The sequence below is a fragment of the uncultured Rhodoblastus sp. genome (assembly GCF_903903185.1).
Classification (GTDB): Bacteria; Pseudomonadota; Alphaproteobacteria; order Rhizobiales; family Beijerinckiaceae; genus Rhodoblastus.
In genome coordinates, this window is the sequence record NZ_CAIUXT010000256.1 from 1 (window position 1) to 13,634 (window position 13,634).

14 protein-coding genes are annotated in these 13,634 nt (G+C 60.6%); 2 read left to right on the forward strand and 12 right to left on the reverse strand.

Features of this window, described 5'->3' with window-relative positions; all coding sequences use genetic code 11:
• The 5 genes from QZY01_RS23665 to QZY01_RS23685 all read right to left on the reverse strand — a co-directional run.
• On the reverse strand, positions 1-892 hold an 892-nt coding region (locus QZY01_RS23665), incomplete at its 3' end, for a hypothetical protein (protein WP_294542176.1).
• Positions 893-1,088: 196 nt separating this feature from the next.
• Complete coding sequence (locus QZY01_RS23670) at positions 1,089-1,253, reverse strand: DUF3309 family protein (RefSeq protein WP_294542178.1); 165 nt, start codon at positions 1,251-1,253, stop codon at positions 1,089-1,091.
• Positions 1,254-1,371: 118 nt separating this feature from the next.
• Complete coding sequence (locus tag QZY01_RS23675) at positions 1,372-1,566, reverse strand: CsbD family protein (RefSeq protein ID WP_294542179.1); 195 nt, start codon at positions 1,564-1,566, stop codon at positions 1,372-1,374.
• A 269-nt stretch (positions 1,567-1,835) separates the two neighbouring features.
• Positions 1,836-2,249 (reverse strand): DUF1236 domain-containing protein, encoded by a 414-nt coding sequence (locus QZY01_RS23680; protein WP_294542182.1) that lies wholly within the window; start codon positions 2,247-2,249, stop codon positions 1,836-1,838.
• 244 nt (positions 2,250-2,493) lie between these two features.
• On the reverse strand, positions 2,494-2,937 hold the full coding sequence (locus QZY01_RS23685; protein ID WP_294542185.1) for a response regulator: 444 nt from the start codon (positions 2,935-2,937) through the stop codon (positions 2,494-2,496).
• A 215-nt stretch (positions 2,938-3,152) separates the two neighbouring features.
• Between QZY01_RS23685 and QZY01_RS23690 the strand changes: the two genes are divergently transcribed.
• A complete protein-coding gene (locus QZY01_RS23690; protein WP_294542187.1) occupies positions 3,153-4,955 on the forward strand; it encodes a response regulator in 1,803 nt (600 codons plus the stop codon).
• 210 nt (positions 4,956-5,165) lie between these two features.
• Here the strand turns inward: QZY01_RS23690 and QZY01_RS23695 are convergent, their stop codons facing one another.
• A complete protein-coding gene (locus QZY01_RS23695) occupies positions 5,166-5,408 on the reverse strand; it encodes a BrnA antitoxin family protein (protein ID WP_294542189.1) in 243 nt (80 codons plus the stop codon).
• A 282-nt stretch (positions 5,409-5,690) separates the two neighbouring features.
• The gene (locus QZY01_RS23700) at positions 5,691-6,323 is read right to left on the reverse strand and encodes a tyrosine-type recombinase/integrase (protein WP_294542191.1); all 633 of its coding nucleotides are present in this window, start codon (positions 6,321-6,323) and stop codon (positions 5,691-5,693) included.
• Between the two features lie 593 nt (positions 6,324-6,916).
• Between QZY01_RS23700 and corA the strand changes: the two genes are divergently transcribed.
• On the forward strand, positions 6,917-7,885 hold the full coding sequence (gene corA, locus QZY01_RS23705) for a magnesium/cobalt transporter CorA (protein WP_294542194.1): 969 nt from the start codon (positions 6,917-6,919) through the stop codon (positions 7,883-7,885).
• A gap of 521 nt (positions 7,886-8,406) precedes the next feature.
• Here corA and QZY01_RS23710 read toward each other — a convergent pair.
• From QZY01_RS23710 to QZY01_RS23730, 5 genes are all read right to left on the reverse strand, one after another.
• On the reverse strand, positions 8,407-10,251 hold the full coding sequence (locus QZY01_RS23710; RefSeq protein WP_294542196.1) for an amidohydrolase: 1,845 nt from the start codon (positions 10,249-10,251) through the stop codon (positions 8,407-8,409).
• 72 nt (positions 10,252-10,323) lie between these two features.
• Positions 10,324-10,650, reverse strand: a complete 327-nt coding sequence (locus tag QZY01_RS23715) for an alpha/beta hydrolase (protein ID WP_294542198.1) — start codon at positions 10,648-10,650, stop codon at positions 10,324-10,326.
• 60 nt (positions 10,651-10,710) lie between these two features.
• Positions 10,711-11,151, reverse strand: a complete 441-nt coding sequence (locus tag QZY01_RS23720) for an alpha/beta fold hydrolase (RefSeq protein ID WP_294542199.1) — start codon at positions 11,149-11,151, stop codon at positions 10,711-10,713.
• Between the two features lie 146 nt (positions 11,152-11,297).
• The gene (locus QZY01_RS23725) at positions 11,298-13,067 is read right to left on the reverse strand and encodes an amidohydrolase (RefSeq protein ID WP_294542200.1); all 1,770 of its coding nucleotides are present in this window, start codon (positions 13,065-13,067) and stop codon (positions 11,298-11,300) included.
• Between the two features lie 379 nt (positions 13,068-13,446).
• A complete protein-coding gene (locus tag QZY01_RS23730; RefSeq protein ID WP_294542202.1) occupies positions 13,447-13,590 on the reverse strand; it encodes a hypothetical protein in 144 nt (47 codons plus the stop codon).
• Positions 13,591-13,634: the final 44 nt, after the last annotated feature.

Here is a 13,634-nt window from a genome sequence, read left to right on the forward strand (position 1 = left end):
GAGCGGAAACGAGTTGCGCGAGGTAGCTTCTGTCAGCAGCCGACACCGAGCCGGAGGCGGCGCTCACAATGAGAATCCGCGAAGCTTCCGCCCGGGGCGCGGTCCCATTCTGGATCGCTGCAATGGCGTCCGAGGCGGAAGACGAAGCCGCCGGCGCGCGAAACATCAGGTCGATGAAATATTCGGCTGGCAAACCCGCTGCATTTGTCGCCCTGCCGGTTGCGGAATCGGCCGCGCCTTGAGCTTGTCCCGAGGCCAGCGACGCCGCCGCGCCGGCGCCTCCTGACACAATTGCCGAGGCCGCCGAACTCAGAACTCCAGCCAGCAGGACGGTGGCGAGCGCCCACATCAGCAGCCCGTGCGCCGTGTCGCGGAAGAAGGCTTCATCCGTGTGATTTCCAGACCATCTCTTTCTCAACCGACCCGTGAGATAACCGCCGAGCGCGGAGGAAAGCCATTGAACGACAATCAACCAGATGGCTGTCGATACGGCAAAGGCCGTCGCGCTGAGGCCACTGCTCGACCATGGCGAAACCATAGTGAGTCCCAGGCCGGAGCCCATCAGCAACATGACAAGGGACAATGCCGCCGCAACGATCGCGCCAGCAAAGACGGCGCTCCAGGATATGGCCGAAGCGGAGGCTTCGTCATCAATCGGGGGCTCGTCTCTGGCGAGCCCGGCTATTTCCAAAATCGTCAAAGTCAATCTCCCTATCGATAGAGCAGAGCGATGAGGATGATGACCGGTATTGGAACGCCCAGAAGCCAGAGCAAAATACCACGTCCCATAGCAGCCTCCATTGCCGGATGGCACACGACGATCAGCGCGTGCGCGGGAACGATTGGAAAGGAATTCTTCAGCTTCGCGCCGCGCGCCCCGGGCGCGGATCAACCAAGCCAGCGGGGTTCAAGGGCGCAATCCGAGACGGCGTCTTGTCGCGCCAGCTACCGCTTGCGACTCCTGTTCATGTCATCGACTCTCGCAGCAAACCGCATCGACCAGGACGCGCGAAAAGCTGCCGCGGGCGTTCTGCGTTGAGCATCTGCCTTCCGCGGGCAAATCCTTCCGCGGACAGGTTCTCGCGGAGTCAAATTCTGCCAAGCAGAAGCAAGACCAGCAGGACAATAACCACGAGGCCGAGACCACCGCCTCCATAGTAGCCCGTGCCGTAGAATGGGCCGCCGCCAATCCCGGAAAACCCGCCCAATAAAAGGATGACCAGGATAACAAGAAGAATTGTGCCTATCGACATTTTCGAATGTCCTTTTTTGTTGGCCTCAACCGTTCATTGGCGTGCCCCATGAACCGCGGAGCCCGCCCTTCGCGCCGTCGCCGGCTTTGCGTTGGGCGGGGCTACATCGGGCGGAAGCCTAATGCTTTTCAGCCTTCGACGTCTCTTTGATCGTGTCTTTCAAGCCGCCGACGGCATTTTGAATCTTGCCTTCGGTCTTTTCGGCGGCGCCTTGCGACTCCAGCTTGACATCCCCGATTGCCTTACCCGCCGCCTGCTTGACAGCACCCGTGAGTTCCTTCGTCGATCCGGCGATCCGATCCTTGTCAACCATTCGAGCCTCCTGTTGCTTGCCGCGCCGCTGAATTGGCTCCGCGGCCCCGCAATAGTTGAAACATTATCAGCCGCGTCGAACGCCAAGGCAGGTTCGGAATCTACTCAACAATTGCGAGACCGAATTTCAGGGGTCCAGACGAGAGAACCCGTTCGCCGTCAATCGTCCTGCCCTTTACCAAAGGTCAGCCATTCGGCACGCTGTGTTGTCGATCTGGCGGAAAGGGTCGCCTTCAACGGCGGCCCTTCCCGCTTTTCTCAAAGCTGGCTTCAGTTGATTATTTCGACAATGCGATTCGTTCTCGGATCGACCAGCACAGTTTGGTCGTTGACGATCGTGTAGCGATAGTCTTTCACGCCATATTCCGAGGGAACTTCGTAATAGTTCACACCTGCGACGGGAAGCTCGGCACCCACGGCCACAGCCCGGTTATAAGAGTAGGAACTACGATGCTCATGCTTAACATAGGCGCGGAAACGCGGCTGCTGATCGACGCCAAGCAGTCCGGCGACGCCACCGCCGACCGCGCCGACCGCGCCGCCGACCACCGCGCCAACCGGGCCAGCGGCATGATTGCCTTCACGCGCGCCTTCGGCGGCGCCGCCGATGACGCCCTGGGCGTTCGCGGCAAAAGGCAGGACAAGCAAAACAGCCGCTGTCGCGGCCAAAATTTTTATATTCATGTTGAGTCTCCAAACTATGTTTTCGCGCGCCCGTCATCACTTCGAAGTCAAGCGCAAGAGATTGATCGGTGAATGCGAGAGCCGGGGCGATATCTACTGAACGCTCCGTCGAAATCGATGGCCGATACGGACTCCATCGATCGGAAGAGGCTAACCGATAGCGAAAGCGGTTCGACAGGATCGGAAATTACTCAATCGCGATCTCTGACGTGCAGTCCGACGCAATCGCCCGCCCATTCCGGAGTCAATAATTTCTGCGCCATGCCGCAATCAAATTTTGCGGATCCAAACGCACCACCGACCCTGCGCTTTCGGCAGCGGACCTAATGGCTGAAAATATTTCGGCGTCTTTGTAAGGTTTGCGCAATATTGGCCATTCCTGAAACCTAGCCGGAACTTCGGACGCGTCGGAACCGGTCGAAATGATGATGGCGCGCCCGCTACGGATGATGGACTCCGCCACATCATCGGCCTGCTGGCCATGAAGATGCAAGTCAATGATCGCGACGTCAAAAGTTGCTGAAGCCACGAGGACCCGCGCCGCCGCAACCGTTTCCGCCACGCCTGCGACGACGCCCCCTTCGTCTTCGATGACCTCACCGAGGCAGAGAGCTAGCATAGCCTCGTCCTCAACGATAATAACGCGAAGTCCAGCTAAAGTGCATGTATCGGATTCACTCGTTTCCAAGCCGCCATTCTCCCAATTTTTAAGCTAAACTAAAGGATTAAATTACAGAAAAATAATGTATTAATATGCCATCAATTTATAATATTTGCAAGGATAAACGTGATATAATGCGAAAATTGGCAATTTATTCGCATCCCGATCCAGGGTCAGAATTCATGCATTCGAAACTTTTCAAATGGCACACAACCTATTTGCCAATCGTTCTCGCCACGATATTGGGCGTCTTTGTCGTTTTTTTCCTCGTTTTAGGATGGGCCAATCAAAACGCGGTCGGCTGGATTAGACATACGTCGCAAGTGCGCGCATCGCTGTCGATGCTCTCGGCCGATCTGATGGAAACGACACGCGACCGCCTGATGTTTCTGGAAACCGGGGAAAAGGGATTTCTTTCGGCCAGCGCGTCCGCTCAGGAAATCGTGATCGACCGGTTGATTCAGACCACGGCGCTCGTTCAGGACAACCCCGATCAACGCAAGCGCCTTGCAGAATTGAAGGGGTTGATCGAGCAGCATATTGCGCCCGGCCTAACCTTGATTGAAGCACGAGGCGCCGGTGAGTTTCAGGCCGGCGCGAACTCCGGACTGATTGTGCAAGCCCTGACCGATCTCGAATTGGCGGGGCAAAAAATCGTCGAGATCGAGAGAGTCGAGAGAGCGCTTTTTGACCTGCGCACCGCGACAGCTTCAAGCACCCTCGCCTTGTTCTCGATATCGTTTGCCTTGATTGGCGCGGCGGTCGCCGCTCTGCTTATGCTTTGGTGGCGGCAGACGCTGGACGCGATCAAGACGCTGGCCGAGTCCAACGCCAAGCTTACCGCAAGCCTCGCAGCCAGCCTCGAAACCGACGCGCAGGTTCGCCATCTGCAAAAAATGGAGGCCATCGGGCAACTGACCGGGGGGCTGGCACATGATTTCAACAACATGCTCGCCGTCATAATCTCCTCCTTGAACCTGGCGCAAAAGCGATTAGCCAAGGGCGCCGCCAATATAGACCTTTTGCTGGAAGGTGCGCTTGACGGCGCTCAGCGGGCGGCGACGCTCACGAACCGGTTGCTGGCCTTTTCGCGGCAACAGCCTTTGGAGCCGAAGTCGCTCAATCTCAACCATATTGTCGGCGGCATGTCCGACATGATCTCCAGGACGATCGGTGAGGCGATCAAGGTCGAGACCGTTCTTTCCGGCGGATTGTGGACCGCGAAAATCGATGCCAGCCAGATGGAAAACGCGCTGCTCAATCTTTGCGTTAACGCCCGGGACGCGATGTCGAGCGAAGGTTCGCTCACCATTGAAACAAGCAACGCGCATCTGGACGAGAGGTATGCGCGCGAAAATCGGGACGTGCAGGCGGGCCATTACGTGCTGATCGCCGTGACCGATACGGGGACCGGGATGGCCCCGGAGGTTTTGAGCGCGGCGTTCGAGCCGTTCTTCACCACCAAGGCGGTAGGCAGGGGCAGCGGGCTTGGCTTGAGCCAGGTTTTTGGCTTCGTCAAGCAGTCCGGAGGTCACGTGAAGATCTATTCCGAACTGGGCCACGGCACAACGATCAAACTCTACCTACCACGTTCCTTCGATTCCGAGTCGGCAGGCAATGCCGCTGCGCGTCAGCGGCACGATGAAACGCGCAACATGAGGCATGGCAATCCGCGCCAGATCGTTCTAGTCGTGGAAGACGAAAGCCAGGTGCGCGGCCTCACGGTCATGTCGCTTCGTGAGCTTGGATATACCGTCCTTCATGCGGACGACGCCATCTCGGCATTGAAGCTGATCGACGAGCACCCCGAGGTCGATCTTCTGTTCACCGACATCGTGATGCCGGGCATGAACGGCCGGAAGCTTGCTGACGAGGCCGTTCGGCGCTGGCCCCAGATGAAAGTCTTGTTCACCACCGGATTCACACGCAACGCCGTCGTACATGGCGGCGTGCTGGATGCCGGCGTCAATTTCATCTCAAAACCGTTCACCATCGAGCAATTGGCCGCAAAAATCAGTGGAGTCTTTGCGCAGCCATCGACTTAATCGATGGGAAAATGGTTCAGCGCGTGGCGTCTTCCTGAGGCAGAAGACCGCTTTGAGTTATTGAATCGCATGCGTCTCAACTTCGGCGAAGGACTGATCAGGGTCACGTACAGCCAATCAGGCGGTGTCTTCGCGACGCACCAACAGGTCTATATGTAGTAGGCGTCGGAAATTCGGCATTGGAGAATTACCTTTTGAGAGATCGCCGGATTACCAGCCCGTTGCCCGTCGGAGCACATCGTTGATTCGCTCCTGCCAACCCGGCCCATCCTCTTGAAAATGTGCAATCAGATCGCTGTCGAGCTTGATCGACACCAATTCTTTAGAGACGGGAACGCGACCTTTTCTTTGCGCGCGGACGGGCTCGGCCGACGGCGGCGACGCTGGTTTGAACACAGCTTCGGCTAAGGACAAGGCGTCGGTCGGTCGATACCGGTTTGGTGGTCTCTTCATGCGAATACTTCCGTTGAGCTTCTAACCGATACTGCTTGACCAGACCCTGAAATCAATGGGAGTCGAAAGCAAAGGTGACGATGGATTATACCTGAACCTGTGTGGACGCCCTCACGAATGCAAGCAGAATATTTCGATAGCAGGACGAAATGATCGGGTGGGGCGCCTGGCAGCTGCGGCAACGACCGGAACGGGTCAAAATTCCCCGGTCGAGCGGTCACCGGAATTATCGGTTGAGGTGGAGTTGCGGCGTCGCAGTCTGGCGGCGCCGCAACCGATCCCTCACAGTTCTACCTGTTCCGAAATGCTGAGCGCGTCATCCACCTCGATTCCGAGATAACGGACGGTGCTCTCCAATTTCGAGTGTCCCAACAAAAGCTGAACCGCCCTGAGGTTCCCGGTCTTTTTATAAATCTGGGCCGCCTTCGTCCGCCGCATCGAATGCGTGCCGTATGCCGAGTCGTCCATACCGGCGCTTTTTACCCAGCCATGGACGATTCGCGCATATTGGCGCGTCGAAATGTGGGGCTCTTGATGGACACGGCTCGGAAAAAGAAACCGCCCATCGCGGATTTTGAGCATTGCCAGCCAATCCTCGACCGACGCCCGCGTTTGCTCCGTGAGTTCAAATTGGACCGGCCTGCCGGTCTTCTTCTGAATGATCGTTGCGCGGTCGCGCAGGTGGCCGCCGATGCACAAATCGTCGATCTTCAATCGGACGAGGTCGCATCCCCGCAGTTTGCTGTCGATCGCCAGGTTGAACATGGCGAGGTCGCGCCTTCGAGCGTCTATTTGAAGCCGGGCCCGGATATTCCAGACTTCCTTTGGCTTGAGGGGGCGTTTCTGACCGACCAGTCGTCCTTTGTTCCAGGGTGCTTCGCGCTGAGCCGTTTTTTGAATGTGGGTCTCGGACATGGATGTAGTCTCCCTGTCCTACCCTCCCACCCGATATCCCCGCGCCATGCGGGTCTGAAATATATAACGCGTAGGTGGCGCTGAAGGTCCAAACCGAGCACAGCGGCCGTTCGAAATAAGGCTTGGCCGCCGGCTCGGCGCCAGTTCTGGTCATTACCGTTCCCGCAGTAGCCACGCCATGATTGGCAAATAAGCAGCCATTCGATAAGCGCTTGAATCGTAGATCGCAATTGCGGCCGCGGTCACGGCAGTCAAGTCGAGTCGTTTGAACGACACGATCGCCACCGAAGATCAGGAACAACCCGCTTGCGTCATGAGCGTAAAGCCCGCTCGTGATAGGGATCCCGGTCGTCGAACTTCATCAAGGCCCGCGGGAATGTGTGCCGCATCAATAGAGCCGGGACATATGACCGCAGCCGACCAAATCGTTCAAAACGAAAGAAGCGCTTGAAAGAGGTCGTCCATATATGATCCACAACCGTCGATAGGATCGCGCGACCCACCAATAATGTGGCGGCTCAAGTGCTGCTAGAACCACCTGACATAAAGCGCGGCTCTCCGATGACGCGGCGCCATCGCTCTTGAGGCTGCTCATGTCGATTGTCGCCGCTTATCTGTATCGCAACGGCAAGCGCGTTCGCGAGATTTCCATCGACGAGAAGGTCGATTGCGCGCAGGACAGGACGGAGTTCGTCTGGATCGGCCTCGCAGACCCGTCCGAGGAGGAGTTGCGCAAGCTACAGAAGACCTACGATCTGCATCCGCTGGCGGTCGAGGACGCGCTGAAGGCGAACCAACTGCCCAAGGTCGACATCTACGACGACCAATTGTTCGTCGTCGCCATGACGGCGCACCTGGAGAACGACGTGATCGCCTATGGCGAAACCGCGATGTTCGTCGGCCACAGCCACATTATCAGCGTCCGCAGCGGATCGGCGCGCTCGCACAGTGTTCTTCGACAAATGCTCGAAGCGGCGCCGACAAAACTGATCCATGGCGTCGACTATATCCTCCACGCGATCCTGGATTATATCGTCGACGGGTACCTGCCGGTGGTGGAGACGATCGAGGACGAGGTGCTGGCGATGGAGCAGCGCACCATCGACAATTTTCTTGGCAGGGAGGAGATCACCCGCATATTCACGCTCCGCCGTGAACTCATCCGATTCCGGCGAGTGCTCGTTCCCATGGGTGAGGTGGCCAGCAAGTTCGTGCGAACCGACCTGCCTTGCATTGATGGCGAGACGCGTCCCTATTTTAACGATGTCCTCGATCATGTGCGCCGGGTGCGGACCATGGTCGACGATCTGCGCGAAGTGCTGACCTCGGTGTTCGAATTCAGCAACCTGCTCGAACAGCAGCGCACCGGCGCGATCACCCGCCAGCTCGCGGCCTGGGCCGCTATCCTCGCGGTGCCCACGGCGATTGCCGGCATTTACGGCATGAACTTCCAGAACATGCCCGAGTTGAAGACCGAATATGGCTATTTCGTCGTCATCTCGGGGATCACGGCTGCGTGCGTGGGTCTCTACATCAGATTCAAGCGCGCGAAATGGCTCTGACAGCGGCAACGTTGGTTTTGAGCGGTCCGCATTGATCGCAGTAGGTTGGTAGGGTGCGTGCACTCGCAGGCGCCGAGACTACTCATTTCTGGTTTCCGACTTTGCATGGCGGAACCCTAAAAGCAACGGGATTGCCGTACCATTGGCAAATGGTAAGCTCCTCGTTCGATGTTTCATGAAGCCTGATCGCGCTGAGGCTCCCGACCGCATAACGGCCGTCCGTGATGGTGGCTGGCCGGCGGCTCGGCGCCAGAACCGGAAATATGGCGTTGGCCGAACGAACCAGTGTCTTCGGCCGAAACCGGACCTTCGCTCGATTGGCAAACGCGAACGACGCATGGGTGCCACTTCTTGGCGCTGCCGACCGAAATGACCGTCTTCCGGAATCGGCTCGAAGCGGCAGAACGACATAAGGGCCCATCGGCGGCTTTCCAGCCCTAGGCTGACGTTCCGATAGCCAAATGAACCAGTGCTGATGATCCTGATCGGGCGTGGATCAAGACGTCTGAGCCGGTCCTGGTCTAGCGGCGCGCAACCGGGTAGACCGCGCCCTCGAACACCGTGCCCCAGACGGGCACATCCGCGAGCTTCGTCGGATCGACCGCGTAGGGGTCTTGCTCAAGCACGGTGAAATTGGCGATCTTGCCCGGCGCGATCGAGCCGATCTTGTCTTCCTGCCGCCAGGACCAGGCGGCCTCGATCGTCACCGCGCGGAGCGCGTCGTCGACGCCGATGCGCTGCTCGGGACCCGCGACCCGACCCGAGGGCGTCAGCCGGTTGACGCCGAACGACGCCAGCGCGAGCGGCGCCGCCGGCCCCATCGGGAGGTCGGAATGATAGGAAAGCGGGACGCCATGCTTGAGCACCGCCGCCGCGCGCACCATTGCGTCGGCGCGTTGCGGCCCGAGGCCGACTTCGCCGTATTTGTCGGCGAAGCCGACCGGGTAATAGGGATTGGCGCTGACGATCGCGCCGAGCCTTGCGATGCGACCAACCTGTTCCTCGGTCGAATTGGCGAAATGGACGATCACCGTGCGGTGGTCGGCGCGCGGATTTTCCGCCATAAGTTTCTCGATGATATCGAGCAGCGCCTCAAGGCCGAGATCGCCGTTGACGTGAATGTGGATCTGGTAGCCGGCGTTCCAGAACAGGCGCATCCGCTTTTCGAGTTCGTCGGGCGGAATGATCCATTCGCCCTTGTGGCCGTCGAGATAGCCGTCCTTCATCTGCATCAGTTGCGAGATGATCGCCCCGTCGGCGAACAGCTTGATCTGGCCCGGGAAGAACATCAGCTTCTTGCCCGGGGCCGCGGGCGCCACCGCGATTTGCTGTTCGACCGCCGCCAGTCCCTTGTCGAGGCCGACGCGGTCGAGGATGCCGCGCCCGTCGGCGAGGAACGTCGCATACATCGGCGTGCCGGGCGCGCCGAGGATCTGCTCATAGAGCGTCCACATGTCGGGGGTATAGAGCGCGCCCGGCTCATTGTAGGCGGTGACGCCATTGGCGTGCAGATAGGCGACCATCTGCTTCAGGCCGAAGCTGAGGCGATCGGGCGTCGCCAGCACTTTCATCATCGGTCCGATGATGAAGTTGAGGCCGCCCTCCCAAAAATGGCCGTTCGCGAAATCGACCTGCTCACTCCACTCGCCCTTGCCTTTGGTCGCCTCCTCGGTCACGCCGAGCGCGGCGATGGCGGCGTCGTTCAGGTAGAACTCGTGACACGAGCGCTGCCAGACGGCGATCGGACGCGTCGCGCTGAGCTTGTTGAGGTCGGCGCGCGAGAGCGGCCCATGCCAGAGGCCGTGATAGCCCCAGGTGAAGAACCAGTCTTTCGACTCCTTCGAGGCGCCCACGGCGGCCTTGAGCCGCGCGCGGCAGTCCTCGGGCGTCATCGCCGCCTTGTAGGTCCTGCCCGGCAGTACCCAGTCCTCGGGCGCGATCACCTCGACCGCGAGCGTCAGCGCGCCGAGAATGGGATGAAGATGCTGGTCGATGAGGCCCGGAAGCACGACCTTGTCGGCGAAGGTCGGATCGATCCGGTAGGGGCGCGCGCCGAGCGCCGCCTTGACTTCGTTGAGCGAGCCCGCCGCGACGATCCTGTCGCCCTCGACCGCGACGGCGGTCGCGGTCGGGTTGTCGCGCTCCATGGTGACGATTTTTTTGGCGACGAAGATCGTGACCGGCGGCGTCGCAAGGCCGGAGGCGAGCGTTTCGCCGAGCGAGCCGTCCGCAAGCGCCGGCCCCACGGCCTCGGCGACAAACGCGCCCGTTGTCGCGGCGGCTGCGGCGCGCAGGAACTGACGCCGCGATTTGAAGCTCAGCGCGTTGATGGCGTTGGCGAATTCCGGATTGCATACAATGCACATGGTCAATTCCTCCCGCGGGGCTCGGGGCAAGTTGAATGGACGACCGTCAACTCTTCTCGTTAAACCAATCCGCTATTTGTTCGCGCCGGACCGGGCCTGAATGAATCCGACGATCAGGCGGCGCAGTTCTTCGGGCTGCTCGTTTATCATGTTATGGCCGCAGCCGGGCAGCCCCGCGAGCCAGGTGTTCGGGCGCGTCTCCGCGATTTTGTAGGCGTTCTCCGGCACGGCGACACGGTCGAGAAGGCAGGTGATCGCGAGCATCGGCGCGGTTCCGCCCATGCTCCAGGCTTCCTTGGGCGTCGCCTCGCTGGCCTTGACCTGCGCGGCTGCGACCGCCGGGAACGCGCCTTCCCCCGCGTCCTGTTCCGCAAGATGCTCGTTTCCAGGCGCGTACATCAACGTCGCCTGCAACGACAGCCATTCGGACTTGGGCAGGTCGGGGTCGGTGTACCGCTTTTAGAGCGCGATCGTTTCCGGCGAGGGTAGAACCTCGCCGCCAGCCCCGACAAGAACGATCGTCGCGACGCGGTCGGGCTTTGTCTGGGACGCGGCGCGCATGACCCTGTTGCCATAGGTCTTGCCGGCCAGATGAACCTTCTGCGCACCAAGCGCGTCGGCGATCGCCCAGACATCATTGCCGTAGTCGACCAGCTTCAGGCCGTCGAGCGGACCGTCGCTCACGCCAATCCCGCGATAGTTGTAGACGACCGCGCGAATGCCGGCGGAAGCGATGGCCTTGGCGAGATCCGTCAATTGCGACGCCGGCCGTCCATTGCCGGCCGCCATGATCAGCGTTTCCGGTCCCTCGCCAAAGACGAAGGCTTCGATGGTTTGACCATGTGCGGCGATCAACCGGCGCGCATCGTCGCTCGTAGTCGCGTGAGTTATTGACGCCATGCTGTAAGCGCCGATAGCCGCTGCCGCCGCGATCGCCGTGATCCAACGTATCGCCGCAAGTGTTAAAGCTCGAACGCTCATCCCCGACCCCTTCCATTGGACCGATATGTCCCGCAACCCGAGGTGGGATGCTTTGCTCCGATCGCTCAGGTCGCTTTGTAGATGCTCTTTCCTTCCTTGATCGTTTCGACGACCTTGAGCGTGATCAACGCCTCGGGCTTCACCGTGAGCGGATTGTCGCTCAGGATCACGAAGTCGGCGAGCTTGCCGGGCTCGATCGTGCCCTTGCTCGCCTCCTCGAAATACTGAATGGCCGGCCAGATCGTCATGGCCTTGAGCGCGGTCAGCGTGTCGACGCGCTCCTCGGGACCGAGCACATAACCTGATCGCGTGACGCGCGTAACGGTTGCCGACAACACGCGGATCGCGTCCGGGTTGGCGACCGGCGCGTCGTGATGGCTTGTGAAGATCATGCCGAGTTTTCGCGCCGAGTTGCAGGGCGAGATGCGCGCGGCCCGCTCCGGCCCCAGAACCGAACTGCGATGCCAGTCGCCCCAGTAATAGGTGTGCATCGGGAAGAAGGACGGGAGGATGGCCAGCTCCTTCAGCTTCGGCAGTTGCTCCAGCCTCGTCGTCTGGCCATGCACCAGCACCGCGCGCCGGTCCCCGGTTCCGTGTTTCGCGGTCGCGTCGCCGACCGCGTCGATCAGCCAGTCCACCGCCGCGTCGCCGTTGGCGTGGGTGATGATCTGCCAGCCGTTGGCGAAGGCGAGGTCGACGGCCTCATTGATTTGCTCCCTGGTGATCGCGGCATAGCCGCGATAGTCGGCGCCCTGCCCCTCCGGCGGCTTGTAATAGGGCTGCGAGAGAAACGCCGTCTTGCCCTGAGGCGAACCGTCGATGGTCGCTTTGGCGCCGCCGATGCGGACGCGGTTCTTGTACTCGCGCGAGGGCGTGATATCCTTGAGAGACTGAAAGACGTCGGGATAGACGACGACGTCGACATCGAGCAGCCCGGCCTCGCCCGCCTTCGCCAGCATGGTCGCGCTGCCGGGCATGGCGCGGCCTTCCTGAACGGTGGTGTAGCCGAAAGAGGCGTAGAACGCCGCGCCCGCCTTGATCATTTCGAGATAGGCTGGCGCGTCGAGGCGGCCAAGAAGCTTGCCGGCCGCGCCGAAGAAAGCCGCCTCCTCGCAGACGCCGTTCGGGGTCGCGCCGTCGGCCTCGCGACGGAACGCGCCGCCCGGCGGATTGGGCGTATCCTTCGTCACGCCCGCCTGATCCAGCGCCTTGCTGTTCAGGACCCCGAGATGGCCCGACTGATGGACGATCAGGATCGGAGTGTCCGGAGAAACGGCGTCGAGGTCGGCGCGGGTCGGGTGGCGTTGTTCCTCAAGCTGGGAGTCGTCGTAGCCGAAGCCGATGATGACGCCGTAGCGTTCGATGATCTTGCCGTTCCTGGCGATCCAGTCGCGCAGGATGCGTTGCAGGGCGGAGATGCTGTTGCCCTCGCCGTCGGGCGCCGGCAGGAGGTTCGCCGCGAGCGCCTGTAGCCCGACCATGACGACATGGCCGTGCGGATCGACAAAGCCAGGGAGCAGCGTCTTGCCCTTGAGATCGACAGTTGCGATCGGGCCTTTCGCCTGGCTTTCGACCTCGGCGCGCGCGCCGACGGCGACGATTCGGCCGCCACGAACGAGCACCGCCTCGGCGGTCGGTTGCGAGTCATTGATCGTGACGATAGGGCCGCCGACATAGAGCGTGTCGACACTTTCGGTCGCCGCCTCCGCCGCGCTGCAAAGGAAACTGCTCCCCGCCCCCGCCGCCCCGGCCCAGGCGACCGTGTGTTTCAGGAGCGCGCGGCGCGACATGGCGCCGGCGAGGGCGCCGGCGAATGGACTGCAAGCGAAACACATGGATTGGCCCCTCCGCCCCGGCAGACAGCCTTGAGCGTAATCGGTAAAGCTTGAAGGTCAAGGGTGTTGAATTTGGAGGTCCCGCCCGATCCCGCGAAAATCCGCTTCGTGCCGGCTCGCGTTATTGAATCGATGTCGTATTCAACCGCCCACGGATTTCTGGAGTTGGCCCAACCATTCCATGCAGCCATCGACCGGTAACTTCTCGGGACCGGTCCTGCACCCTATGCCCGCTTTCCGCCGATTCGAGACCTCGGTCCGTTGACCCAGGAAGTTTGCGGTTCGTCAGGCCCCTGACACCATGGCGGCAATCGCGACCGGTTACGTCGACGCTTCGATGTCCACGGTCTTGAAACAGGGTTGGCAGGCGGGTTTGCGTTCAGGCATTGAGGTCCTCGCGCTCCACGCCCTCGAAGCTGAGTATGTCCTCGGCGCCGAACGCGAGGCCGGGCGTTTGGAACCCAGGCTTGACCTCTCCGCCGCCTACGCGACGTGCTGCGTCGAGCGCGGTCGCGACCGTCAAAGTTATAGCCTTCTGGCGTCCTCATTCGCCGCGCAGCGCAACCC

Bases quoted from the DNA above. Each gene is read 5' to 3' on its own strand.
- QZY01_RS23670 (WP_294542178.1), bottom strand. From the start codon at position 1,253: ATGTCGATAGGCACAATTCTTCTTGTTATCCTGGTCATCCTTTTATTG.
- QZY01_RS23675 (WP_294542179.1), bottom strand. From the start codon at position 1,566: ATGGTTGACAAGGATCGGATCGCCGGATCGACGAAGGAACTCACGGGT.
- QZY01_RS23680 (WP_294542182.1), bottom strand. From the start codon at position 2,249: ATGAATATAAAAATTTTGGCCGCGACAGCGGCTGTTTTGCTTGTCCTG.
- QZY01_RS23695 (WP_294542189.1), bottom strand. From the start codon at position 5,408: ATGAAGAGACCACCAAACCGGTATCGACCGACCGACGCCTTGTCCTTA.
- QZY01_RS23700 (WP_294542191.1), bottom strand. From the start codon at position 6,323: ATGTCCGAGACCCACATTCAAAAAACGGCTCAGCGCGAAGCACCCTGG.
- corA (WP_294542194.1), top strand. From the start codon at position 6,917: ATGTCGATTGTCGCCGCTTATCTGTATCGCAACGGCAAGCGCGTTCGC.
- QZY01_RS23710 (WP_294542196.1), bottom strand. From the start codon at position 10,251: ATGTGCATTGTATGCAATCCGGAATTCGCCAACGCCATCAACGCGCTG.
- QZY01_RS23715 (WP_294542198.1), bottom strand. From the start codon at position 10,650: ATGTACGCGCCTGGAAACGAGCATCTTGCGGAACAGGACGCGGGGGAA.
- QZY01_RS23720 (WP_294542199.1), bottom strand. From the start codon at position 11,151: ATGGCGTCAATAACTCACGCGACTACGAGCGACGATGCGCGCCGGTTG.
- QZY01_RS23725 (WP_294542200.1), bottom strand. From the start codon at position 13,067: ATGTGTTTCGCTTGCAGTCCATTCGCCGGCGCCCTCGCCGGCGCCATG.